This window comes from Acinetobacter sp. Z1, assembly GCF_024296945.1.
Lineage (GTDB): Bacteria > Pseudomonadota > Gammaproteobacteria > Pseudomonadales > Moraxellaceae > Acinetobacter > Acinetobacter beijerinckii.
Genome location: NZ_CP101115.1, coordinates 3,232,220 through 3,258,790 on the forward strand (window position 1 = coordinate 3,232,220; position 26,571 = coordinate 3,258,790).

Here is a 26,571-nt window from a genome sequence, read left to right on the forward strand (position 1 = left end):
TTTGTTATTAAAATGCAAGAGTTACAAGCCTTAATAAATGGTCAGATTCAACCAGAACAAATATGCATACAACAGCTTGTAGCATTGGCAAAACAGCATACTTTAGTAAGCAAGACTGAATACAAACTGATAGAAGATGCTGTGAATATTGTACTCATTCATTATTTAAAACAGGCTCAAGCCTATCTCTAAGGAAACTATCAATGGACGTATTAGAGAAAGCATTATTGGTTGATGAGCTCAAGCATCTCGTTGTTGGGCTTAATAATGATAAAACATCACTGTTTGAAATCGCAAAATCGAAACAGCGAATTAAGGATATTTGTGCATCTTGTGATGATCCTACTTTTCAAGATCAACTCACGCCTTTCAAAAAATTTATTCAACAAGAAGAGTTTTCTGCGGAAGAATTAGAGAAATTTGGTTTTAGTATGACCTATCGCGGCACATTTAATTTTATGGGGCGTGTTGAAAATACGTTATTTGCTTCTGGTGAAATGGGTTGGGCAGCATTACGTCAAGCTCAACATTGGCAGATATGGGTTATTCGTCCATCATTATCTTTTCTGAAAAGCCCTTGGTTTACTTCAACTGAGCAAGCATTAGATTGGTTAAAAAATACTGGTCAAAGTTATGTCAAAACGGATGAAGAGCTGAAAAGTCTTATTCCTGTACTTGAACCTATTCAAACACCAACCGCTGATGCAGCTGTGAATTCCAATCAAACACCAGCAAAAGATACAATATCGATTATCAGAGAACAAAGTATCCATTTTGAATCGCAGCTTCAGGCCATCATCGAAGAAAAAATTCAACCCGTGACAACTGCAAAACCACTGGAATCACAAACCAATTTACGTGCAAAATCAAGTTTTAGACAAAATCAGTCTATTGCAAATTTAAATAATAAAGCCAAGCCTGTTGCACTGAAAGATTTTAATTTAGATGGCTTAGTTTGTCGGTTGGAACGCATCGATCCAAAAACCTTTCCATCGTTGTATCGTGTAGATTTACATGACGAAATTGATCAAAATATCAAAATTGATTGGCTCTATTTAAAAGCTGAAAATGATGTACAACCAGTTTGGTCAAAAGCACAAATTTTTGTGGCGGAACAGCTCTATGCCCAAGGGCAATTTTCTCATTATGTCGTCTTGATTGGTACTCATAGTATTGAATATGCGACTACTGTTTTCCAAACGTACACCGATCAAAGACATACTAAAACCAGTTCAATTCATCAAACTGATTGGGTCACATTCAAACAACATTACCATCAACATGAGCTACTATTTAATGAATGCATCATGAACGGTAATCTAGTTTGGCAGCGTGATGAACGAGCATATCCTTATATTCCCGTGTCTTTCATTAACACCAAAAAATTTATTCCTTTTGATGAAACCACTGCAACTTTTTTGACCCCAGTCATTTTATTGAAAGAGCATCAGAAAATTCGTGTGATACATGGGGCTGAACGTATTAAACTTTCAAATGAGGATCAAGCTTATCCTTATTTATTACTTGATCGTGCGGATGGTTATACATGGCAACTGATTCGCCAAGTGATTAGTCGTCTACCACAACCCATTTCAGTACACGACTTATATCAAGCATTAGAAGCCGCTGACGTTACATAAATAATTAAATCTACGAATACCATAAGTCATCACTACTTGATGAGTAGTTGATGGTTTATTTAATTTCAGAACAACAATATCATTCTGTTTTGCAGCTTTTTGTGTCTATCTATTGATTTTATTAATGAAATAATCAAAAGTTAAACGAAGAACAACATAAAAGTTTGAATCATGAATATTTTGCAACCAACGGTATCAATTCGTATATTTTATAGCTTAATTGCACTTTCTTTAGGTACGGCGACACTGACACATGCTACTGAGCAGCAAACGCATGAGCCTAATAGCAAAAATAGCGAGGATTTTTTAGACTATGTTCCAAAGTTGGTGGATGCAACGCCAACAATACTCCCTGAACAGGCTAACTACCCGATTGTTCCACCGACATCTGAAACTGAAGACAAAACTTGGCTTGATCGCAAACAACGTGATATTCGCAATTGGGCTGACAAAACTTCTGTCAAAATTGATGATTGGTTTGGTGATGTTGATCCTGAAAAACCTGCAAATGCTACGATTCGCTTTATGCTGGATAACTATTGGAATGAATATGATCAGTACGAAGTTAAACCTCGTATTCGCGGTAAAATTAAACTTCCAACATTAGAAAAAAAACTAAGTGTGGTGTTTGGTGATGACTCTTTGGATGATGAGTTTGATAACAATATTACTAATACCAATAACCAACCGAATCAAGATCCTGATAAACGATTTGATTCTAAACAAACACGTGACAGTAATGGTTCGATCGCGCTACGTTGGTCAAATTTTTCTAAAAAAATTCCCTTTGAAACAGATGCAGATATAGGTCTACGTTCAGGAGATGATGTTTATCTTCGTTTAAAAGGTGAAAAGCACTGGGAATTAGATAACGATTTTCATTTTAACGCTGAACAAATCTATCGTTATGGCAGTAAAAGTGAAAATTATCTCCGCACGAAATTAGAGTTGATTCATGCTCGACCAAATCAACCTTTTTTATCAAATCAATTCACTTTAACTTATGCAGATAAGCAAGATGATGATCTATGGTGGGATAATCGAATATTCCGTCAGCATCAATTCTTTGCACATAACAACTTTAATTATGGGATTTACACAGGCGGTTATTATAACAACAATGATTTACGCTTAAATAGCTGGGGTCCATTTGTATCATGGCGTCAACCACTTTGGCGTGAATGGTTCTATGTACAAGGTGATGTGAGTTATCTCAACGACCACCGCGCTGATCGTAATCACTTTGTGAGTACCTTCGTTCGACTTGAAACCTTATTCTAATTATAGATGATTACAATACATGCCCTATTGAGTACTCAGTTGGGCATTTAAAAAAAGTGACTTAGGATTAAATTAATCAGAATCTTATGTCTCTTGGAAATGATCAATTTTGCGTAACTCACTGTATATGCAAAATGATCTAAATTATTTAAATATTCCTGCGGATAAACAAGACAATCATTTCAGCTATCAGATGAGCTTTGAAGCGCACTTCTGATGAAAATAGCAGCACAACTGTGGATAAGTTGAAACTTATCCATACGCATAAAAAAACCTCCGCCGAAACAGAGGTTTTTTATCAAAGCACTTATTTCAATAATAAGCTATTGATACGTTTCACATAGGCCGCAGGATCTTCTGGTAATCCACCTTCAGCAATCACCGCCTGATCAAAAATCACATTGGCCAAATCATCGAACTGAGCTGAGTTCTCTAATTTTTTCACCAATGGATGTTCAGGATTAATTTCTAAAGTTGGTTTAATCTCAGGAACTGCTTGTCCTGCTTGTTTCAACATACGAATGAGTTGCGGAGAAAGCTCACCTTCACTGGTCACTAAACATGCTGGTGAATCAACCAAACGTGTAGTCACACGTACTTCTTTAGTTTTATCTTTTAATGAACTACTTAAACGATCAACAACGGGCTTAAATTGTTCTGCTGCTTGCTCTAAAGCTTTTTTCTCTTCAGCATCCTGTAAGTCGCCTAGATCAACCGCACCTTTTGAGACATTTTGTAATGGTGTGCCATCAAACTCAAATACAAAGTTCATTGCCCACTCATCGACACGATCTGCCATGAGTAAAACTTCAATGCCCTTTTTCTTAAACAGTTCTAGCTGTGGTGAATTTTTTGCAGCAGTTAAGCTATCCGCAGTTACGTAATAAATCGCTTTCTGCCCTTCTTTCATGCGTGCTTTATAGTCTGCAAAAGAAGTATTGATTTCATCGCTAGTTGAAGTCGCATAACGCAATAATTTGAGGATACGCTCACGATTACCCGTGTCTTCACCTAGACCTTCTTTCAACACTGAGCCAAACTCGGTATAGAAATTCTTGAATTTCTCTTGGTCTTTTTCATCTTCCGATTTCGCTAAACCATCAATCAATGTCAACACGCGACGTGCATTACCTTCACGAATGGTTTTTACATCACGGCTTTCTTGCAATAATTCACGGCTGACGTTCAGTGGCAAATCAGCACTATCAACGACACCTTGTACAAAGCGTAAATAATTTGGAATTAAATTATCCGCTTCATCTAAGATAAATACACGTTTTACATACAACTTGATGCCAGCTTTCGCTTCGCGAGTGAAAAGATCCTGTTTGGCTTGGCTCGGAATATACAATAATTGGGTATATTCAGTACTGCCTTCTACACGGTTATGCGCCCATGCCAAAGGTTCTGCAAAATCGTGACTTAAGTTTTTGTAGAACTCAATATATTGCTCATCAGTAATTTCATTTTTACTGCGTGTCCATAATGCACTTGCAGAGTTAATCGCTTCCCATTCATCCGTCTTGACCATTTGACCGCCTTTAGGCTCTTCACCCTCAGCGACCTCTTCCTCCTGCCATACTTCTTTTTGCATTTCAATTGGCAAACTGATGTGATCTGAATACTTATTAATGATCTGCTTAACTTTCCAAGACTCTAAATATTCGAGTGCATCATCACGTAAATGCAAAATGATATCCGTACCACGACTTTCTTTCTCAATTGTTTGGACTTCAAACTCACCCGTGCCGCCACTAATCCAGCGCACACCTTCCGCGTGATCTAAACCTGCACGGCGTGATTCAACAGTAATTTTATCAGCAACAATGAAGCCTGAATAAAAACCAACACCAAACTGACCAATCAATTGCGCATCAGCTTTCTGATCACCGCTTAATTTTGACATAAAATCTTTGGTACCTGATTTTGCAATCGTACCTAGATTTTCAATCGCCTCTTGCTGGCTTAAACCAATACCATTGTCCGAAATCGTGAGTGTTTTATTGTCTTTATCTAAACTGACACGCACACGTAAATTGGGATCATTTTCATAATAATCAGGATGATTAATCCCTTCGAAACGCAATTTATCACACGCATCAGATGCATTAGAAACCAACTCACGCAGGAAAATTTCTGGGTTGGAATAAAGAGAATGCGTTACCAAATGCAATAACTGAGCAACTTCAGCTTGGAAACTATAATTTTGTGCAACTTGTTCACTCATAAATCACTCCTTATCTGTGAGGCTTAATCTTTGGAATGATTTATGAATGGTGCATATCTTGGATTTTTCAATCCTAAAAAACGATTATTTCAATTAAAAATCAAATTAGAATGGTCCATTGCTTAAAACACGCTCTTGTAATAGTTGATCAAGCTGCTGTTGGCGCTGTAGATACGCGGTTTTAATACAACTGTTCTTTGCTCCACAGCTATTACGCTGTTTTAACCATGCAAACTGTCGATCTTTCTCCGCATCTCGGCCGCCCATTGGTAAAGCATGTAAAATAATTTGGTATGTTGTTGCAAGCTTGACATCAGCATCATTAAGTTCACGAGTATTACAAATCTGTTGCTCTGTTTTTAATTTAACGGCTTTACAGGAAAAACTAGCAGCGTGCGTTTGAGAAAACATCAATAAAGACATAAGCAATAATATTGGTGCTATAACAATTTTCACTTTTTGCTTCCTAAAACAATGACCTTATTTTGAGAATACAAAATCCGATGCTTACAACTTGTAGCTTTTTATATTGAAATTGAAAATCTGAGAAATAAAAAAACCTCACATTAAGTGAGGTTTTTACTAGGATATAATTTAGAACTTATAGCTATAACCCAAGGTATAAACTACTGGGTTAAGATCTAAATCAAATTTAGTCCCATCAATTAACTTCACTTCAGGGCTGATGTCTGCATAACGGACGTCCATGTATACACCCCAGTTTTTCGCATCTGCTGGTTGGAAGTTAAAACCCAATTGGCCTGCAAATCCATAGGCATTTTTTACGTCATCAGCAACGCCCTTTTCGTGCCATGCAATAAAAGCTGTACCACCAACGCCAATATATGGTGTAAAACGACTTGCGTTTTTAAAGTTATATTTTGCTGTAATGGTTGGTGGCAACTGGCGAACACTCGCCACTTTTTCACCATTCAATAACACATCATGATTAATTGGATTTGCTAGTAAAATTTCAGCTGAAAATGGAGTATCTCCAAAGAAATATTCAACCGAAGGTGTAAATGCAAATTCATAATCACCTTTAACTACCGCATCTGCTTTTAGAGTTGTATCTGCCGTTGGATCAATTAAGCTCGCACCGACCTTGACTTGAAATCCGCCTGCAAAAGCCGTTGAAGATAACCCCAATAATGCAACAACTAATATTTTTTTTAACATTCAAACAACCTCTTTAACAAATTATCTATCTTGTACATAATAATAGACATTATTTTTTACATTATGCAATACAGATTAAATCCGACTATTTTATTTATATTTATAAAACACTGAATAATATAAAATTATATTTGTAAAAATATGTAAAAAATTATAATTCCGACAAATTTAGTCAATTTAAGTCACTATAAAACCTAGCTTTTTTGTATACTTTAAATATCCAATCAAAATAGTAAAGTTATTTTAAATAATACACTTTAAAATAACTTAAAAATATAAATAATCTGAAAATAATAAAATGACAGCATTATACAAATAGATCAATAAAGAGACAAAAAATGTCATAACACATATTATTATTTTGATATCTGTATTATTAAAAAAAATTTTTCTGTGATGTATTTCTCAAACAATAAAAAGGCTCTATAAATAGAGCCTAAATAGAGTTTTAATTTTTTATAAAATCATCGCAGCAATCCAGCCAAAAATGATCAAAGGTATATTGAAATGCAAAAAGGTCGGTACAACACTATCTCTCATATGATCATGTTGACCATCCATATTCAAACCCGATGTTGGTCCAAGTGTTGAATCTGAAGCTGGAGAGCCTGCATCACCTAATGCAGCAGCAGTACCAATGATTGCAATCGTTGCCATTGGACTAAAACCAAACTGTAAACATAATGGCACATACATAATGGCTAAGATGGGTACAGTAGAAAATGAAGAACCGATACCAAGCGTGATCAACAGACCGACCAAAAGCATGACAAATGCCGCTAAGGCTTTACTATCCCCAATCCAACCTGCTGTTGCTTTGACAAGCTCAGGAACTTGATTGGTTGCTTCAATGACCGCAGCAAAACCTTGTGCAGCAATCATGGTAAAACCTACCAGTGCCATCATACGCATACCTGTCACAATCACATCATCGGCTTCTTTCCACTTGAAGATTCCAGCACAACTGAGGATTGCTACACCGACTAAGCCAGCGACAATCATTGAATCTGAATAGAGTTGCACGACAATCGTTGCAAGAATCGCAAATGCGGCCATGAATAATGTGAACTTTGCAATCTGTGGTGCTTGTTGTTCTTGGGTCATTTCACCCACAATACTACGAGTTACATTATGTAATGCTTTGTCTTGGTAATCTCTAGGTTTACGATAACTGATAAAAACCGCTGTTAACATCCCCAAGAACATCCCTGATACAGGAATCAACATTGCACACGGAATTTGGTCATTGCTGATATGGAAGCCATAGCTTTGACCAAAATGATTAATATTGTGCGCCAAAATATCATTCAAGAAGATAGCACCAAACCCCATTGGCAGGAACATATACGTTGCAACTAAGCCGAAAGTCAGCACACATGCAATCGCTCTACGGTCTAAGCGCAGATGGTTAAAAACAGTTAATAACGGTGGGATTAAAACTGGAATGAATGCAATGTGCACTGGAATGACATTTTGTGATGCCACTGCAGCCGCACCAACGGTGAGAAAAATGAGAAATTTCACCTTTTTCTGAGCACAAACATCTGCATCATTTTTTAGACTTTTAACTAATTTATAAGCGAGTAAATCAGGTAAGCCAGAACGAGCAAGCGCCAAAGCAAAAGCACCGAGTACCCCATAAGCAAGTGCAATTTGAGCACCGCCTCCTAGACCATTATTAAATGCATCTAAAGTACCTTGTACCCCTAGGCCAGCCAACAAACCTCCCGTTAAAGCTCCAATTACAAGTGCAAAAACAACTGGAACTCGCCCCAAGGAAAGGCCGAACATGACAGCAACCGCTGCAAGAATCGCGAACATAACTTTGAACTAAATGAAACGAGGGCGCCATTCTAACAGAGTTTAAATTCTACGATTGCTGTCAGTTGATTTTTATTTATGCATTTTTCACGATAAATTGGCGAATATAATCAGCAATTTTTTCTGGCTGGCTCAGTACCGCCCAATGATTCGCATCAAGCTCAGTATATTCAAATTTTTCAACCCATTTTGGCATTGATTCAGTGATATATTCTGGGCTTACAAACGCATCTCTTTTTAACACAATTGCTTGAACAGGGCATTGTGCATAACGTTGACGTGGTTGGGTAAGAGATGGAATAAAGTTCGCGCGATATAAGTTAATACCATACTTACCATCCGCTACAATATTGGCATTTAGAGGTAAATCTTTCTTTTTCTCTAAGCCATTTAAAATTTTACCCCATTTTTCTGGGCTAAAAAACGTCCACACCGTTGGTGCGATCAAAGGTAAATGGAACGCACCGATGTACCAAGATTTAGTCAACATCTTTAGGACATTACTTGGTGCTGCTTTAAATTTTTCGCGTAAATATAATGAAGCATGATCTAAGCAAGGACCTGAAATGGTCGTATAAGATAATAAGCGACCTTTAAGTTTTGGCTCGGTCACTGATTCCCATGACTGTAATGATCCCCAATCATGTGCTGCCATATGAAAATTACGATTCGGTAGTACTTGATCAACAACTTCCTGTAAATCTAACGATAAACGTGGCAAACGATAATCTTTAATACGTTTTGGAATCGATGATAGACCTGCACCACGTACATCATAAGTCACAACATAATAGTCATCGACTAATCGTTCAATGATGGGTTCCCATACTTCCTGATTATCAGGATAGCCATGCACTAAGACCAAAGGCGTTTTCTTTTCATCTCCCCATGTTTTTACACATAGAGTTTGTTGGTCAGAAGTCGTAACTGTTTTTACTTGTGCTTGCATAATTCTTTCCCATTTTGTTTTAAGCGATGAGGTTATAAATCAACCATTGCCAGCGGTGCACTAAAAATGATACTTATGGAGTATGAATAGAGTTGCAAGAAAAAAAATTGACCATGAAAGACTTTTTCAAAAAAATTCGAACCATTCCAGCGATATCTAAATTTATGATCAATCACTACTCTCCATACCGTGGAGCAGGTATTTCGATTGAGACATTTGATTTAGACAACTACCATATTCGAATCAAAATGCCGCTTACAAGAAAAAATAGAAATATCGTCGGCACCCATTTTGGTGGCAGTTTATATTCAATGGTTGATCCCTTTTATATGCTTCTTTTAATGCACCACTTAGGTCATAAATATATTATTTGGGATAAAAGTGCGTCTATTAACTTCCTCTCCCCTGGTCGTAATACCGTCTATGCAGACATCCAACTCAGTGCCAGTGAAATAATGGAAATTAAAAAATTGGCTGAGAATCATGAGCCTGTTTTTCGCCATTACACGCTCAATATTGTGGATGATACGGGCACACGTATCGCGGAAGTTGAAAAAGTATTATATATCCGTCGAAAAAAACCCAAAGCCACTGTTTCTTGATGGTGTAATTAAAAAAACATAAGCCCGCAAAAATGCAGGCTTATTGATTAAAATTTCAAGACTTACTATTTCTTTTCTTGAATCGCAGCACCAGCGCCACCACCGATTGCACCACCAATTGCTGCGCCAGAATTACCACCAAAAATTGATTTACCGATCACAGAACCAATACCTGCACCAATCGCACTACTTGTTGTAGAACTGCTACTACCACCTTTGGCATTTGCACCGACACCAGCACCTGCCGCTGCACCGACACCAGCACCAAGACCACCACCGACATGATTGCCTATACCACCACCGACAGCACCACCAAGCGCTGCTGCACCAATTCGTTGGTCAGATGCACTCATATTTTGGCAACCAGTGAACATAACCGCCGATAGCACTAAAGTAGAAACTATACCTATTGTATTTTTCATAATCATCTCACTCCTGTTTTTCTAATTAAAGCATAATCTTCTTTGATGAGTATTTTGATCATATTGTGTTATCGCAATGTCCTAATCGTTTGATATTTTGTAAAGGCTTCACATTTTTATCATCATCAAATTAAATCATCAAAATGAAAAAAGAAGCTCTCATTTAGATGAGAGCTTCTTTTTGATTTTTAAATAAGGCTCAGCTTATTTTTTAGTATTTACCTTTTTTCTCGCCATATGCAGCACCTGCACTACCACCCAGTGCTCCACCTGTTGCAGCACCTGCTTCACCACCGAGTACAGCACCACCAAGCCAAGCTCCAACACCTGCTCCGATCGCACTATTACGCGTGTTTTTGCTATTTGCACCTTTCGCATTAGCAGCAACACCTGCTCCAAGTGCTGCACCTAAGCCAGCACCTAGATTACCACCGACACTTTTACCGACAGCACCACCCGCACCACCACCAATCGCAGCAGAACCGATACGTTTACTTTCTGGACTCGCATGTTGGCAACCCACAAATAAGGTGGTGGACATCAAACCTACACCAGCAATCATCATCATTTTTTTCATTGGAATTACTCCTCTCTCAGATGTGGGTAGCATAGACTGCTTTCATGAACTGTTTACTTTGATTCAGTAATCAAATACTAATGCTATAATGCGTTTTTGTAACATTTGCTTCTTATTTCCACAAAAAAGGCACCCTAAGGTGCCTTTTTTATTCATTAAAACTTAGAACTGATCTGAGTTCAATGCTTGACTAAATGCTTGGTCAACATCACTGAAATCGTTATGTAGTTCAATTTCTGCCGCTTCAGATTCCTGACGACGACGCTCTAGGTGATAAGCAAGACCTGTACCCGCTGGGATCAAACGACCCACAACAACGTTCTCTTTCAAACCACGTAAATCATCTTCTTTACCTGTTACAGCCGCTTCAGTTAACACACGTGTGGTTTCCTGGAACGATGCAGCAGAGATGAACGAGTCTGTAGAAAGCGATGCTTTCGTGATACCCATCAATTGACGTTCAAACTTCGCAGGGAACTTGTTCTGAGCCAAGACAGCTTGGTTTTCACCAACAACACGGATGTAATCCACTTGCTCGCCTTTGATGAAGCTTGTATCACCGCCATCAGTAATATCAACTTTACGCAACATTTGACGTACAACAACTTCAATGTGCTTATCGTTGATTTTTACACCTTGGAGGCGGTAAACGTCTTGAACTTCATTCACGATGTAGTTGGTTAATGCAACTTCACCTTTCAAACGCAAGATATCATGTGGGTTTTGTGGACCATCAGAAATGGTTTCACCACGGTTCACATGCTCGCCTTCGAACACATTGATTGTACGCCATTTTGGAATCAATTCTTCGTAGATCTCAGAACCATCATCTGGTGTAATCACTAAACGGTTCTTACCTTTAGTCTCTTTACCGAAGCTTACAACACCCGATACTTCTGCAAGAATCGCATGTTCTTTCGGTTTACGCGCTTCAAACAAGTCAGCTACGCGTGGAAGACCACCGGTAATATCACGGGTACGTGAAGTTTCTTGTGGTACACGACCAAGTACATCACCCACACCAATCGTTGCGCCATCGCGAACGGTTACAATCGTGTTTTGTGGTAAGAAGTAGAATTGTTCGCCGCCATCTGTTGTATCCAACACAATCGCAGGACGTAAATCTTTACCAGAAGCAGGACGTGCTGTTACTGGTAAGATTTCAACAGTGGTCATACCTGTAGCATCATCTGTTTTAGAGGTTGCAGTTACACCATCAGCGATTTGGCTGAAACGTGCTTTACCCGCAACTTCTGTAACAAGTGGATGTGTATGTGGATCCCAAGTCGCTACGATACCGCCAGCTTCTACAGCTTCACCATCTTTTAACAAGATGCTTGCACCGTAAGGAAGTTTATAACGCTCGCGCTCACGACCTAAGTCATCCGCAATACCGATTTCACCTGAACGTGAAACTGATACCAAGTGACCTTTGGCATGTTGTACCGTTTTCACGTTGTGGAAACGTACAGTACCTTTGTTTCGTACTTGAACACTATTTGCAGCAGAAGTTCGGCTTGCCGCACCACCCACGTGGAAGGTACGCATTGTTAACTGTGTACCAGGCTCACCAATTGATTGTGCAGCCATTACACCGACAGATTCACCTGGGTTCACCAAGTGACCACGTGCAAGGTCACGACCATAACAACGTGCACACACACCGAATGTAGATTCACATGCGATCACTGAACGTACTTTAACTTCATCGACACCCGCTTCTTCAAGCTGAGCAGCAATTTTCTCGTCAATCAATGTACCACGTGGAAGCACAACTTCATCATCAGATGCACGACGTACATCTTCAGCAGTAACACGACCCAATACGCGATCGCGTAATGGTTCAATAACGTCACCGCCTTGAATGAATGGAGTCATCACTAAGCCACCAGCTGTACCACAGTCGGATTCAGTAATAACTAAATCTTGTGCTACGTCTACTAGACGACGTGTCAAGTAACCTGAGTTCGCTGTCTTCAATGCAGTATCGGCCAAACCTTTACGTGCACCATGTGTTGAGATGAAGTACTGAAGTACTGTCAAACCTTCACGGAAGTTTGCTTTAATTGGCGTTTCAATGATCGAGCCATCTGGTTTAGCCATCAAACCACGCATACCAGCAAGCTGACGAATCTGCGCCGCACTACCACGGGCACCCGAGTCAGACATCATATAAATTGAGTTGAATGACTTCTGTTTCTCGTCTTCACCCTGTTTGTTTTTAACAGTTGTGAATGACAAGTTATCCATCATCGCTTTCGCTACTTGGTCATTGGTACGCGCCCAAATATCGACCACTTTGTTATAGCGCTCACCAGCAGTTACGAAACCTTGTTCGAACTGTTGTTCAATTTCACGAACTTCTGTTTCAGCTTTATCAATAATTGTGTACTTGTTCGGTGGAATCAACATATCTTCCATACCAACAGATACACCTGAACGCGTCGCTTGACGGAAGCCCAAATACATCAATTGGTCAGCGAAGATAACAGTATCTTTCAAACCAAGTTTACGATAGCAAGAGTTGATTAACTTAGAGATGTTTTTCTTAGTCATCTCAAGGTTAATCATGTCAAAGCTTAAACCTTGTGGAACAACTTCCCACAACAAGCAACGACCCGGTGTCGTATCAACAATAATCGTTTGTTGTTCACGATGACCATTTTCATCAATCACTGTTTGATGTACACGCACTTTAACACGAGCATGAATCGCAACTTTACCCGTTGCTAATGCACGGTTAACTTCATGCGTATCAGCAAACACCATGCCTTCACCTTTGGCATTTACCGCATCACGTGTGATGTAGTAAAGACCCAAGACAACGTCCTGAGAAGGAACGATGATCGGCTCACCATTTGCAGGTGACAAGATGTTGTTGGTTGACATCATCAACGCACGTGCTTCTAACTGTGCTTCCAATGTCAATGGAACGTGTACCGCCATTTGGTCACCATCGAAGTCGGCGTTAAACGCAGCACATACGAGCGGGTGAAGACGGATTGCCTTACCTTCGATCAGAATAGGTTCAAATGCTTGAAGACCTAAACGGTGAAGCGTTGGCGCACGGTTCAACATGACTGGATGTTGACGAATTACAGAAGCTAGAACGTCCCAAACTTCCGGCGTCTCGCGCTCAACCATTTTCTTCGCAGCTTTAATGGTTGTTGCCTGACCTGAAGCTTGTAATTTTGCGAAAATAAATGGCTTGAATAATTCAAGTGCCATCTTCTTCGGAAGACCACATTGATGCAGACGTAAAGTAGGACCTACGGTAATTACCGAACGACCAGAATAGTCAACACGCTTACCAAGTAAGTTTTGACGGAAACGACCTTGTTTACCTTTGATCATGTCTGCCAAAGATTTCAATGGACGTTTATTCGAACCTGTAATCGCACGACCACGACGACCGTTATCAAGCAATGCATCAACAGACTCTTGTAACATACGTTTTTCGTTACGTACGATAATGTCTGGTGCAGCAAGATCAAGAAGGCGTTTCAAACGGTTGTTACGGTTGATCACGCGACGATATAAATCGTTTAAGTCTGAAGTCGCGAAACGACCACCTTCAAGTGGTACAAGCGGACGTAAGTCTGGTGGAAGTACTGGAAGTACATTCATCACCATCCATTCAGGCTTGTTATTCGAATCTTTGAATGCTTCCATCAATTTCAAACGCTTAGACGCTTTTTTAAGTTTCGTCTCAGAGGTTGTTTGTGGAATTTCTTCACGTAAACGCGCAATTTCAGCTTCAAGATCGATATCTTTCAATAAATCTTGAATCGCTTCTGCACCCATTTTCGCAGTGAATTCATCACCGTGTTCTTCAAGTGCATTGTAGTATTCTTCGTCTGTTAAAAGTTGATACTTTTCAAACGGAGTCATACCAGGATCAGTAACAACATAAGATTCGAAATACAATACGCGCTCGATATCACGTAATGTCATATCAAGTAGTAAACCAATACGGCTCGGTAATGATTTTAAGAACCAAATATGTGCAACTGGTGATGCAAGGTCAATATGACCCATACGCTCACGACGAACTTTTGCAGTTGTTACTTCAACGCCACATTTTTCGCAAATGACGCCTTTGTATTTCATACGCTTGTATTTACCACACAAGCATTCGTAATCTTTTACTGGACCAAAGATTTTGGCACAGAACAAACCGTCACGTTCAGGTTTAAACGTACGATAGTTAATGGTTTCAGGCTTTTTAACTTCACCGTGAGACCATGACTTAATCATCTCTGGTGACGCAAGACCAATACGGATACGGTCAAATTCAACGGGTGCATGACCTTCTGAATCCGTTTTCTTACGCATGATATCGAGCAAGTCTTTCAATTTTTTTCTCCGTGTGTTGAGGAGCTACGCTCACCCAACTGGGTCACAAATATTGTTTTTACTGAAATTCTGGAATCTCCCCTAGCCCCTCTTTTCAAAGAGGGGAACTTCCCCCTTTTTTTAAAGGGGGACCGAGGGGGATTTAGTCACCATTTTTCAGTTCAATGTTGATACCTAAAGAACGGATCTCTTTGGTCAATACGTTGAACGATTCAGGCATACCTGGATCCATATAATGGTTTCCATCTACAATATTCTTATAGATACGGGTACGACCTTCGACGTCATCCGACTTCACAGTAAGCATTTCTTGGAGCGTATATGCTGCACCGTATGCTTCAAGTGCCCATACTTCCATCTCACCGAAACGCTGACCACCGAATTGTGCTTTACCACCAAGCGGCTGTTGAGTCACAAGTGAGTAAGAACCTGTTGAACGCGCATGCATCTTGTCATCAACCAAGTGGTTCAATTTGAGCATGTACATGTAACCTACAGTTACAGGACGGTCAAACTGTTCACCTGTACGACCATCAAACAATACTGTTTGACCAGTACGTGAAATGTCTGCAAGTTCAAGTAAATCTTTGATTTGGCTTTCTTCAGCACCATCAAATACAGGCGTTGCTAATGGAACACCAGCACGCAAGTTGCCTGAAAGCGCTAAGATCTCAGCATCAGTTAAGCTATCAAGCTCTTCTTGCTCACCACCAACCTTGTTATAAATCTTGTCTAAGAATGAACGCAGTTCGATCACTGTACGTTGTTCTTTCAACATTTTTTCAATTTTATCGCCAAGACCCTTAGCTGCCATACCCAAGTGAGTTTCAAGAATCTGACCCACATTCATACGAGATGGTACACCCAATGGGTTTAATACGATATCAACTGGCACACCATGAATATCATGTGGCATGTCTTCTACAGGCAAGATGTTTGATACAACACCTTTGTTACCGTGACGACCTGCCATTTTATCACCAGGCTGGATACGACGTTTAACTGCCAAGTAAACCTTAACAACTTTCAGAACACCTGTTGTTAATTCATCACCTGTAGAAAGTTTGCGTTTCTTCTCTGCAAATTTCTCATCAATTTCATAGCTCTTCTCTTTCAAGAACACTTGAATTTGAGTTAAACGCTCTGCAATAGCTTCATCATTCGGTTGGATTTCAAGTAAATCAACCAACTCTAAGCCAGACAATACATCTACAGAAAGCTTATCGCCACGCTTAGTAGTACCACCACCGTTAGACTCTTGACCAGTCAACAAACGAACAATACGTTCACGTGCTGCTTCTTCGAAGATTTTGTATTCTTCTTTCAAATCTTTACGGTATGCATCAAGCTGAGCTTTCTCAATAGCTTGAGCACGTTCGTCTTTTTCAAGACCATCACGTGTGAAGACTTGAACGTCAATCACGGTACCTTTAGTGCCAGACGGAACACGTAAAGATGAATCTTTTACGTCAGCCGCTTTTTCACCAAAGATTGCGCGAAGTAGTTTTTCTTCTGGTGTTAACTGAGTTTCACCTTTAGGCGTTACCTTACCAACAAGGATATCACCCGCAGTCACTTCAGCACCGATATAAACAATACCAGACTCATCCAACTTAGACAGTGCAGCTTCACCGACGTTAGGAATATCAGCAGTAATTTCTTCTGCACCTAACTTCGTATCACGTGCTACACATGACAATTCTTGAATGTGAATCGACGTTAAACGGTCTTCTTGAAGTACACGCTCAGAAAGCAAGATCGAGTCTTCGTAGTTATAACCGTTCCATGTCATGAACGCGACACGCATGTTTTGACCAAGTGCAAGTTCGCCCATGTCAGTCGATGGACCGTCAGCCAAGATATCACCACGAGCAACTTTGTCGCCCAAGTTCACGATGACATTTTGGTTGATACATGTATTTTGGTTTGAACGTGTATATTTAATCAGGTTGTAGATATCTACACCTGCTTCACCCGCGATCATTTCATCTTCGTTTACACGAATCACGATACGAGATGCATCTACATATTCAATCGCACCACCACGATCTGCAATCACACACACACCAGAGTCGCGTGCTACGTTTGCTTCCATACCTGTACCAACAAGCGGCTTGTCAGCACGTAACGTCGGAACAGCCTGACGTTGCATGTTCGAACCCATCAATGCACGGTTCGCATCATCGTGTTCAAGGAATGGAATCAATGACGCTGCTACAGATACAACCTGTTGCGCAGAAACGTCCATATGAGTTACACGCTCAGGCGACATACGAACGAAGTCACCTTGATGACGTACAGAAACCATCTCTTCAGTTAAAGTACCATCTTTATCAACCGCAGAATCGGCCTGTGCAATAACAGTACCCACTTCTTCAATTGCAGATAAGTATTCAACGTCGTCAGTTACACGACCATCAACGACTTTACGGTATGGTGTTTCCAAGAAACCAAAGTCGTTCGCTTTTGCGTAAACTGAAAGCGAGTTGATCAAACCAATGTTTGGACCTTCAGGCGTTTCAATTGGACATACACGACCATAGTGAGTTTGATGTACGTCACGTACTTCAAAGCCTGCACGTTCACGTGTTAAACCACCGGGACCAAGCGCAGATACACGACGTTTGTGTGTAATCTCAGACAATGGGTTGTTTTGGTCCATGAACTGAGATAACTGGCTTGAACCAAAGAATTCTTTGATTGCAGCAGCAACAGGTTTTGCGTTGATCAAATCTTGTGGAGACAAGTTATCTGTTTCAGCTTGGCTTAAACGCTCTTTAACAGCACGTTCAACACGAACTAAACCAACACGGAATTGGTTTTCTGTCATTTCACCAACAGAACGTACACGACGGTTACCTAAATGATCGATATCATCCACTTCACCCTTACCATTACGAATCTCAACCAATGTACGTAATACATCGATGATATCGTCATGTGATAACACACCTTCAACTTCACGTGACTTTTGATCAGTTCCCACTTCGTAAGGACGACCCAAACGACGGTTAAACTTCATACGACCTACTGGAGAAAGGTCATAACGCTCAGAAGAGAAGAATAAGTTATTAAATAAGTTTTCAGCTGCTTCTTTTGTTGGTGGCTCACCTGGACGCATTACTTTGTAGATTTCTACTAATGCTTCTTCACGACCCGATGTTGTATCGGCACGTAAACTGTCTGCAATGAACGAACCACGATCAATATCATTTGTAAATAGAATATTGAACTGCTTAACACCACCTTCAGCGATTTTTACCATCACTTCATGGCTAAGCAATGTATTTGCAGGAATTACATCACCATCTTTCAAAGTGATGTCTTCAGCTGTAATACGCTCATACAAATATTCATCAGGCACAGAAAGCTTAGCTAAGTTTGCAGCTTCCATTTGACGTACATGACGTGCATTAATACGCTTGCCTTGTTCTACGATTGCTTTGCCATCGTTATCCAAGATATCAAACTGCGCCATCTCACCACGTAAGCGATCTGGTACTAAGTCAATTTGATAACTACCCATATCAAGATATACAGGTACTTTTTCATAGAATAAATTCAAGATCTGCGCATTTGCATAACCTAAAGCACGCAAAATAACGGTCGCTAACAACTTACGACGACGGTCAATACGTACATAAACAAGGTCTTTAGCATCAAACTCAAAATCTAACCATGAACCACGATAAGGAATGATACGTGCTGAATACAACACTTTACCGCTTGAATGGGTTTTACCCTTATCATGATCAAAGAATACGCCTGGAGAGCGATGTAACTGCGATACAATTACACGCTCAGTACCGTTAATAACAAAGGTACCGTTATCGGTCATGAGTGGCATTTCACCCATGTATACTTCTTGTTCGCGCACATCTTTAATTGATTTTGTTTCGCGATCTTTAATGATCAAACGAATTTTTACGCGCATTGGTGCCGCATAAGTTGAACCACGCAAAATACACTCGCGCACGTCAAACTCTGGTTTACCAAGGCTATACTCAACAAATTCTAAAGCAGCATTGCCAGAATAACTTTCAATAGGAAAAACTGAACGAAATGCGGCTTGAAGACCGATATCTTCGCGATTTTTTGGAGTTTTGCCACCTTGTAAGAAAGTACGGTACGAATCGACTTGAATCGAAAGTAAGTACGGTGCTTCCATTACGTGGGGCAATTTACCAAAATTCTTACGAATCCGTTTCTTTTCGGTATATGAGTATGCCATCTGGAGTCCTCGGAAAGTAAACTAAGTCGCCTGCAGAACGTACTTAGAAGGAATTACGCAAGCCGATATGGCCACCACTGTTTACAAATGCTGCAATTTTTAGTGGTATTAAAACGCTTAACAATATTTTTATAAGCAAAAAAATATTGGTAAGCGTTTGATATTTATTCGTTTGTTATAAAAATCACATTGAAAAATGCAAAACTAACAAAAAACGAGCCGATTATTGTAACGCAAAAAGGCTGATGACCCAAGAGCCATCAGCCATTTTTTGGAGCCGATTATCAAAAAATCGACTCCCTACAGCATTACTTAAGTGTAACTGTAGCACCAGCTTCTTCAAGCTTCTTCTTAAGTTCTTCGCCTTCTTCTTTAGAAACAGCTTCTTTAAGAACGGCTGGAGCGCCTTCTACAAGATCTTTAGCTTCTTTAAGACCAAGGCCAGTAGCTTCACGAACTGCTTTAATTACAGCAACTTTGTTAGCACCGAAAGAAGTCAACTCAACGTTGAATTCTGATTGTTCTTCAGCAACAGCAGCAGCTGGACCAGCAGCAACAGCAACAGCTGCAGCTGATACATTGAATTTTTCTTCAAAAGCAGAAATTAATTCAACAAGTTCAAGAACAGTTTTTTCAGCAACTGCATTTAAGATTTCTTCGTTTGTTAAAGCCATGAGAGTAACTCCAAATGGATATTGAATGGTGTGAAAGTAGATTTAAGCTTAAGCAGCTTCTGACTCGTTTTTCTCTTGAAGCGCTGTAAGTAAGCGACCCAATTTCGAAATAGGAGCTTGAAGAACAGATGCGAGCATAGTAAGCGCTTTTTCTTGGTTCGGAAGATTCGCGATTACGCTAACATCAGCACCTTGATAAAGTTTGCCTTCAAATGCAGCAGCCTTTAATTCAAATGCTTTGTTAGTTTTAGCGAACTCTTCGAACAAGCGTGCAGCTGCACCCATATCGTCTTCAGAAGTTGAGAATGCTAAGATTGTTGGACCAACAAGGTCATCATTCAAGATAGCGAATGGCGTATCTTGAAGAGCACGTTTAGCTAAAGTATTACGCACAACACGTGTAGCAACACCTAGTTTACGAGCTTCAACACGAAGAGCTGTTAATTGCTCAACGGTTAAACCTTGATAGTCAGCAACAACGGCAGCGAAAGCTGTAGAAGCAATTTCACTTACTTCTGCAACAATCTGTTTTTTGCCTTCGATAAGAAGAGCCATTGTAAAACCTCCTAACGGTGATCTATGCACTCATATGAGTGCACTCCCAATTCGCAAGTCTTTTCAGACTTACACGCGGAGGAGCAACAAATCACACCACCGCGTCTACTCAGACTGGAAAATTAAGAAGATCATCAATAAAGACATCACTTCGTCTGAGGTCTTTGACGCTGATAAACATTCATTTATCAATTCAAAGTTTGCTTAAACTTTTTCAAAGAAAAAGTCTAAGGCTTCAAAATTCTTTCTAATTACTTAGAAACGTTGCTTACGTCAACGATTAAACCAGGGCCCATAGTCGAGCTCAAAGTAATCTTTTTAACGTATACACCTTTAGAAGTTGCAGGCTTCAATTTTTTCAAATCTGCAATTAAAGTTTCAACGTTTTGACGAACAGCTTCTTCGCTAAAGCCAAGTTGACCGATAGCAGCGTGGATAATACCCGCTTTGTCTACACGGTAACGTGCTTGACCAGATTTAGCATTTTTAACTGCGTTAGCAACATCTGGAGTCACTGTACCCACTTTAGGGTTTGGCATTAAGCCACGTGGACCAAGAATTGTACCCAACTTACCAACAACGCGCATTGCATCAGGAGCTGCAATAACCACGTCGAAATCTAAGTTACCAGCTTGAATACTTTCAGCAAGATCTTCGAAACCAACAATGTCTGCGCCTTCAGCTTTAGCAGCTTCAGCAGCAGCGCCTTGAGCAAACACAGCAACACGTACAGTTTTACCAGTACCTGCAGGAAGTGTAGTCGCGCCACGAACAACTTGGTCAGATTTACGCGGGTCAACACCAAGGTTTACCGAGATATCTAAAGATTCTTTGAACTTCGCAGCTGGAAGGCTGTTAAGAACTTGTACTGCTTCTTCCAAAGTATAAACTTTGTTTGCTTCCACAGCAGCAGCAATGGCTTTTTGACGTTTAGTTAACTTTGCCATGTCTTATAGCTCCACTTCCAAGCCCATAGAACGTGCAGAACCAGCAATGGTACGCACACGAGCGTCTAAATCAGCACCAGTTAAGTCTGGTTCTTTAGTAGTCGCGATTTCTTCTAATTGAGCACGAGTCAACTTACCAACTTTAGTTTTGTTTGGTACAGAAGAACCCTTTTGAATACCAGCAGCTTTCTTAAGAAGAATAGATGCAGGTGGAGTTTTCATGATGAAAGTGAACGACTTATCGTTGTACACAGTGATCACGACAGGAATTGGTAAACCAACTTCAAGTTTTTGTGTAGCAGCATTGAATTCTTTACAGAATGCCATGATGTTTACACCACGTTGACCTAAAGCAGGACCAATTGGTGGAGATGGATTCGCTTTACCAGCTGGAACTTGCAGCTTGATATAGCCGTCAATCTTCTTAGCCATTGAAATTACCTCTGGGTACAGACGCCGTTAGGCTCCCCAAAAAAATAAGTAACACCGAAGTATTACAACAACAATGCCCGATCAAATCGGGCGCTTTTCAAACAACTGAAATTAAACTGTTTTTTCGACTTGTCGAAATTCCAATTCAACTTGAGTTGGTCGATTAAATACATTAATCGTCAACGTTAAACGTGACTTTTCGTATTGAACTTCCTCCACAACCCCTTTAAAGTCTGTGAACGGACCATCAACAACGAGTAATTCTTCACCTGGTTCAAACATCGTCTTAGGACGAGGCGCTTCACCAGTATTACGCACACGAGCAAGGATCGCATCAGCTTCACGTTGTGAAATTGGCGCTGGTTTTTCTGGCGTACCGCCAATAAAACCAAGAACTTTTGGACATTCTTTTACGATATGCCAAGTATCATCATTCATTTCCATTTCGACCAATACATAGCCAGGAAAGAACTTACGCTCAGATTTACGCTTTTTACCATCCTTCATTTCAACTACTTCTTCAGTAGGAACGAGGACTTCACCAAAGCTATCAACAACAGTACTGCGTTGAATTCGATCATTAAGCGAACGCATCACTTGTTTTTCAAAGCCTGAATAGGCATGAATAATATACCAACGTTTCATCGCGCTCTTACCCAATAATTAACTTAATAAACCAACCTAACCCGTAATCGAAACACCATAAAACCAATGATGCAACAACCACAACCAAAAGAACTTGCCACGAAGTCGTGATCGTCTCTTGTTTTGTCGGCCAAGTCACTCGACGCAGTTCAATTCGCGCATCTTGCAATAAACGCACAAAGCCTTTGCCTTGATGGGTGGCGTATAATAAACCTAAAGCAACGACGATACAAGCCAAAATTACCCCAACGCGCACCCAAATATCATTTGCAGGTGCCCAATAGGCTGGTAAATGTTGATTTACCAGTGCTGAACCGATAAACAAAGCGATAGCAATTAACCATAAGACAGCGTCCAACGGAGAACCTGAACTAACAACTTCTACAGCATTATTTCTTTGAGGGATTGGCGCGTCGCTTAATGCGTCACGCGATTTATCATTCGACATTTTTTTACTCGTCGTAGAATTCGCGACTTATTATATGACAACTTAGCCAGAATCAAGCTTTTTTATTTAAAAAAAGTGGCAGGCCAGGAGGGACTCGAACCCCCAACATTCGGTTTTGGAGACCGACGCTCTACCAATTGAACTACTAGCCTATTATGCAAATCGAAAGCCGAAGCTTTCGATTTGAGTGTAACACAACGTTGGGCTTATGCAGTTACTTTAGCAACAACACCAGCACCTACAGTACGACCACCTTCACGGATCGCAAAACGTAGACCTGGGTCCATTGCGATCGGGTGAATTAATTCCACTGACATTTCTACGTTGTCACCAGGCATAACCATTTCAACACCATCTTGCAATTTGATCGCGCCAGTTACGTCAGTTGTACGGAAGTAGAACTGTGGACGGTAACCGTTAAGGAATGGAGTATGACGACCACCTTCTTCTTTAGAAAGTACGTATACTTCTGCATCGAATTTAGTGTGCGGCTTGATTGTACCTGGCTTAGCAAGTACTTGACCACGTTGTACGTCTTCACGCTTAGTACCACGAAGAAGAACACCACAGTTCTCGCCCGCACGGCCTTCGTCAAGAAGTTTACGGAACATTTCTACGCCAGTTACAGTCGTTACTACTGTGTCACGAATACCAACGATTTCAACTGATTCGCCAACTTTAACGATACCAGATTCAACACGACCAGTTACAACTGTACCACGGCCTGAAATAGAGAATACGTCTTCGATTGGCATTAAGAATGCTTTGTCGATTGCACGCTCTGGCTCTGGAATGTAAGAATCAAGTGCAGCAACTAAGTCGATTACAGCTTGTTCGCCATAAGGACCATCGTTACCGTTTAATGCTTGAAGCGCTGAACCACGGATGATTGGAGTGTCATCGCCTGGGAAGTCATAAGTAGAAAGAAGTTCACGAACTTCCATTTCTACTAATTCAAGTAATTCTTCATCATCAACAAGGTCACACTTGTTTAAGAATACGATGATGTAAGGTACACCAACCTGACGTGAAAGAAGGATGTGTTCACGAGTTTGTGGCATTGGACCATCAGTCGCAGCACATACAAGGATCGCGCCATCCATCTGAGCAGCACCAGTAATCATGTTTTTAACATAATCGGCGTGGCCCGGGCAGTCTACGTGAGCGTAGTGACGGATTGGAGAATCGTATTCTACGTGTGAAGTATTAATTGTAATACCACGTGCTTTTTCTTCAGGAGCTGAGTCGATTTGCGAGTAATCTTTCGCTTCACCGCCGTAAGTTTTTGCACAAATAGTTGCAATCGCAGCAGTTAAAGTTGTTTTACCATGGTCAACGTGACCAATTGTACCCACGTTTACGTGTGGTTTATTACGTTCAAACTTAGCCTTAGCCATTTGATTTTCCTCGTTTACGTCGACACTAGTTTAGAGAAAAACAACCCTGAAAAACTTTCTTTATCGACATTAGCCTAAAAAACTAGACACCCAATACTTGAAAAGCAGACTATAATAGCCTGCTTCTTTAAAACTTTGTAGAAATTCTACTAAACTGTATATCTGGAGCTCTTATCGAGATTTGAACTCGAGACCTCTCCCTTACCAAGGGAGTGCTCTACCACTGAGCTATAAGAGCGACACCTTCGATGATGGAGCGGGAGACGAGGATCGAACTCGCGACATGCAGCTTGGAAGGCTGCCACTCTACCAACTGAGTTACTCCCGCGCGTTGGTACTTACCACTTCAATCGAAGTTAGATGGTGGTGAGAGAAGGATTCGAACCTTCGAAACTTTCGTAGCAGAGTTACAGTCTGCCCCCTTTGGCCGCTCGGGAATCTCACCATATCACACTTACACAGTGCTGTTCTTTTACCTCATACTATCACACTTTTAAGATGGTGCCGGCACACGGATTCGAACTGTGGACCTACTGATTACAAGTCAGTTGCTCTACCAACTGAGCTATGCCGGCGTTTCTTAGTGTTTCGTACGTTTCGTATCGGAACGGTGTGCAGTTTAGCAAAACTCACACATGATGCAAGCAGTTTTTTTAGAAAAACTGCGAAAAACTCATAAAATCAATCCGTTTGATGATAATTCAACCGCTTTGATCACTGCGCGAGCTTTTATTTGGGTTTCATTCCATTCTGACTCAGGGTTTGAGTCCGCAACCAACCCCGCTCCAGCTTGCACATAGACCTTTTTATCACGAATCACACAGGTACGAATCGCAATCGACATATCCATTTCACCATGCCAGCCTAAATATCCAACAGCTCCACCAAATACACCACGCTTAACTGGTTCTACTTCATCAATAATTTCCATGGCACGAATTTTTGGTGCGCCTGAAAGTGTCCCTGCTGGAAATGTTGCTTTAAATACATCTAAAGCATCCACATCATCACGAACCTCACCCTGCACATTAGATACAATATGCATGACATGTGAATAGCGCTCGATCACCATACGATCAGTGACTTGTACTTTACCAATCTTTGAAACACGCCCAACATCATTTCGTCCAAGATCAATCAGCATTAAATGTTCTGCAATTTCTTTTTCATCAGCCAATAAATCCTGCTCTAATGCTAGATCTTCTTCTTTGGTTTTACCGCGTGGTCGAGTGCCCGCCAAAGGACGCACTGTCGCAATACCGTTTTCCAGACGAGATAAAATCTCTGGAGATGAACCCACAATATGAAAAGGTTTTTGATCTGTGAGCGTTTGACCTTGTACAAGGAATAAATAAGGAGATGGATTGAGGTGACGTAAGGCACGATAAACCTGTAATGCCTCACCATCAAAGTCAGATACCATACGTTGACCTGGTACAACTTGCATCACATCACCAGCACGAATGTATTCTTTTACTTTTTCAACTGTTTCAAGAAACTTTTCTTTACCCGTAATCGATTCAAAATGTGGTGCTGTGTGTGGCTTAGCATGCAAACTCACAGGAATTGCAAGCAACTGTTCAAGTTGATCTAATTTTTCTTGTGCTTTTGTATAAGCATCGTCTTGATTCACATCAGCATGATGGATTAAAAACAACGTATCTTTTAAGTTATCAAAAACAATCACTGTTTGTGAGAGCATCAACCATAAATCTGGCAATGTTACTGGGTCAGCAGTTGGAACATTTTTGAGTTTAGGCTCAATGTAACGCACAGCGTCATAACCCAAGTATCCAACCAAACCACCCGTAAAACTCGGTAGTTCAGGTAAATCACGTTGAGTAGGCACTTTAAACTGACTTTGAAAATCCCGAATATACTGAAAAGGATCCGCACAGTTTTGCTCTAAAACTGAGCCATCAGCTTGTTGGATAGTTAAAACACCAGCATTACATGAAAAAACGGTAGATTCACCCAAACCAATCATTGAATAGCGCGCCCAGTTTTCACCACCCTCAACAGATTCAAATAAATAGGCTTGTTTTTGTTCTTTAAAACGCGCAAAAACTGACAGCGGGGTCTCGGTATCAGCTAAACGCTGACGATATACAGGAATGGTGTTATAGCCTGCTGATTTTAATTGCTCAAATTGTGCTAAGGTCGTCATGAATCATCTCTATGGTTTTTT

General features: G+C 40.5%; 21 protein-coding genes, 5 tRNA genes and 1 pseudogene. 5 read left to right on the top strand and 22 right to left on the bottom strand.

All coding sequences use genetic code 11. The features are described 5' to 3' along the window. Positions 1-6 precede the first annotated feature (6 nt). From NGC85_RS15285 to NGC85_RS15300, 4 genes and pseudogenes are all read left to right on the top strand, one after another. The gene (locus NGC85_RS15285) at positions 7-192 is read left to right on the top strand and encodes a hypothetical protein (RefSeq protein ID WP_254805621.1); all 186 of its coding nucleotides are present in this window, start codon (positions 7-9) and stop codon (positions 190-192) included. Between the two features lie 11 nt (positions 193-203). Then, positions 204-1,640, top strand: coding sequence for a hypothetical protein (locus tag NGC85_RS15290; RefSeq protein ID WP_254732229.1), 1,437 nt, complete (start codon positions 204-206; stop codon positions 1,638-1,640). Positions 1,641-1,811: 171 nt separating this feature from the next. Beyond that, the gene (locus NGC85_RS15295; RefSeq protein WP_005061007.1) at positions 1,812-2,921 is read left to right on the top strand and encodes a hypothetical protein; all 1,110 of its coding nucleotides are present in this window, start codon (positions 1,812-1,814) and stop codon (positions 2,919-2,921) included. Positions 2,922-3,006: 85 nt separating this feature from the next. Further along, positions 3,007-3,138 (top strand): annotated as a pseudogene (locus NGC85_RS15300) (selenocysteine synthase); the annotation flags it as partial. Between the two features lie 90 nt (positions 3,139-3,228). Here the strand turns inward: NGC85_RS15300 and htpG are convergent. From htpG to NGC85_RS15325, 5 genes are all read right to left on the bottom strand, one after another. Continuing rightward, positions 3,229-5,148: a molecular chaperone HtpG gene (gene htpG, locus NGC85_RS15305; RefSeq protein ID WP_254732230.1), complete on the bottom strand. Its 1,920-nt coding sequence runs from the start codon at positions 5,146-5,148 to the stop codon at positions 3,229-3,231. A 105-nt stretch (positions 5,149-5,253) separates the two neighbouring features. After that, a complete protein-coding gene (locus tag NGC85_RS15310) occupies positions 5,254-5,604 on the bottom strand; it encodes a lysozyme inhibitor LprI family protein (protein WP_005061004.1) in 351 nt (116 codons plus the stop codon). A gap of 138 nt (positions 5,605-5,742) precedes the next feature. Further along, a complete protein-coding gene (locus tag NGC85_RS15315) occupies positions 5,743-6,327 on the bottom strand; it encodes an OmpW family protein (RefSeq protein ID WP_005061002.1) in 585 nt (194 codons plus the stop codon). Positions 6,328-6,783: 456 nt separating this feature from the next. Further along, positions 6,784-8,148: a Na+/H+ antiporter family protein gene (locus NGC85_RS15320; protein WP_254732231.1), complete on the bottom strand. Its 1,365-nt coding sequence runs from the start codon at positions 8,146-8,148 to the stop codon at positions 6,784-6,786. 76 nt (positions 8,149-8,224) lie between these two features. Then, the gene (locus tag NGC85_RS15325) at positions 8,225-9,097 is read right to left on the bottom strand and encodes an alpha/beta fold hydrolase (protein ID WP_254732233.1); all 873 of its coding nucleotides are present in this window, start codon (positions 9,095-9,097) and stop codon (positions 8,225-8,227) included. A 92-nt stretch (positions 9,098-9,189) separates the two neighbouring features. Here NGC85_RS15325 and NGC85_RS15330 point away from each other — a divergent pair, with 92 nt between their 5' ends. Beyond that, positions 9,190-9,699, top strand: coding sequence for a DUF4442 domain-containing protein (locus tag NGC85_RS15330; RefSeq protein WP_254732235.1), 510 nt, complete (start codon positions 9,190-9,192; stop codon positions 9,697-9,699). A 65-nt stretch (positions 9,700-9,764) separates the two neighbouring features. Here the strand turns inward: NGC85_RS15330 and NGC85_RS15335 are convergent, their stop codons facing one another. From NGC85_RS15335 to trpE, 17 genes are all read right to left on the bottom strand, one after another. After that, positions 9,765-10,121 (bottom strand): YMGG-like glycine zipper-containing protein, encoded by a 357-nt coding sequence (locus NGC85_RS15335; protein WP_254732237.1) that lies wholly within the window; start codon positions 10,119-10,121, stop codon positions 9,765-9,767. 211 nt (positions 10,122-10,332) lie between these two features. Next, positions 10,333-10,698 carry a hypothetical protein gene (locus NGC85_RS15340; RefSeq protein ID WP_005050907.1) on the bottom strand — a complete coding sequence of 122 codons (366 nt, stop codon included), beginning with the start codon at positions 10,696-10,698 and terminating at the stop codon, positions 10,333-10,335. Between the two features lie 162 nt (positions 10,699-10,860). Continuing rightward, on the bottom strand, positions 10,861-15,054 hold the full coding sequence (rpoC, locus tag NGC85_RS15345) for a DNA-directed RNA polymerase subunit beta' (RefSeq protein ID WP_005050905.1): 4,194 nt from the start codon (positions 15,052-15,054) through the stop codon (positions 10,861-10,863). A gap of 142 nt (positions 15,055-15,196) precedes the next feature. Further along, the gene (rpoB, locus tag NGC85_RS15350) at positions 15,197-19,285 is read right to left on the bottom strand and encodes a DNA-directed RNA polymerase subunit beta (RefSeq protein ID WP_005050903.1); all 4,089 of its coding nucleotides are present in this window, start codon (positions 19,283-19,285) and stop codon (positions 15,197-15,199) included. Positions 19,286-19,593: 308 nt separating this feature from the next. Further along, positions 19,594-19,959 (bottom strand): 50S ribosomal protein L7/L12, encoded by a 366-nt coding sequence (gene rplL / locus NGC85_RS15355; RefSeq protein ID WP_005050901.1) that lies wholly within the window; start codon positions 19,957-19,959, stop codon positions 19,594-19,596. A 48-nt stretch (positions 19,960-20,007) separates the two neighbouring features. After that, positions 20,008-20,514 carry a 50S ribosomal protein L10 gene (rplJ, locus tag NGC85_RS15360; protein WP_005050900.1) on the bottom strand — a complete coding sequence of 169 codons (507 nt, stop codon included), beginning with the start codon at positions 20,512-20,514 and terminating at the stop codon, positions 20,008-20,010. Positions 20,515-20,765: 251 nt separating this feature from the next. Further along, entirely contained in the window at positions 20,766-21,461 is a 696-nt protein-coding gene (rplA, locus tag NGC85_RS15365) for a 50S ribosomal protein L1 (RefSeq protein WP_005050898.1), read from the bottom strand. A 3-nt stretch (positions 21,462-21,464) separates the two neighbouring features. After that, entirely contained in the window at positions 21,465-21,893 is a 429-nt protein-coding gene (rplK, locus tag NGC85_RS15370; RefSeq protein ID WP_004637639.1) for a 50S ribosomal protein L11, read from the bottom strand. A 111-nt stretch (positions 21,894-22,004) separates the two neighbouring features. Continuing rightward, positions 22,005-22,538, bottom strand: a complete 534-nt coding sequence (nusG, locus tag NGC85_RS15375) for a transcription termination/antitermination protein NusG (protein WP_005050897.1) — start codon at positions 22,536-22,538, stop codon at positions 22,005-22,007. A 7-nt stretch (positions 22,539-22,545) separates the two neighbouring features. Beyond that, complete coding sequence (gene secE, locus NGC85_RS15380; protein ID WP_005060990.1) at positions 22,546-22,986, bottom strand: preprotein translocase subunit SecE; 441 nt, start codon at positions 22,984-22,986, stop codon at positions 22,546-22,548. A gap of 76 nt (positions 22,987-23,062) precedes the next feature. After that, a tRNA-Trp gene (locus NGC85_RS15385) sits at positions 23,063-23,138 on the bottom strand. Between the two features lie 54 nt (positions 23,139-23,192). Then, the gene (gene tuf / locus NGC85_RS15390; protein ID WP_005050895.1) at positions 23,193-24,383 is read right to left on the bottom strand and encodes an elongation factor Tu; all 1,191 of its coding nucleotides are present in this window, start codon (positions 24,381-24,383) and stop codon (positions 23,193-23,195) included. A gap of 163 nt (positions 24,384-24,546) precedes the next feature. Beyond that, positions 24,547-24,621 (bottom strand) — tRNA-Thr (locus tag NGC85_RS15395). A 14-nt stretch (positions 24,622-24,635) separates the two neighbouring features. Continuing rightward, positions 24,636-24,711, bottom strand: a tRNA-Gly gene (locus NGC85_RS15400). 33 nt (positions 24,712-24,744) lie between these two features. Beyond that, positions 24,745-24,828: transfer RNA gene (locus tag NGC85_RS15405), tRNA-Tyr, on the bottom strand. Positions 24,829-24,882: 54 nt separating this feature from the next. Continuing rightward, positions 24,883-24,958 (bottom strand) — tRNA-Thr (locus NGC85_RS15410). 98 nt (positions 24,959-25,056) lie between these two features. Then, on the bottom strand, positions 25,057-26,550 hold the full coding sequence (trpE, locus tag NGC85_RS15415; RefSeq protein ID WP_254732239.1) for an anthranilate synthase component I: 1,494 nt from the start codon (positions 26,548-26,550) through the stop codon (positions 25,057-25,059). Positions 26,551-26,571: the final 21 nt, after the last annotated feature.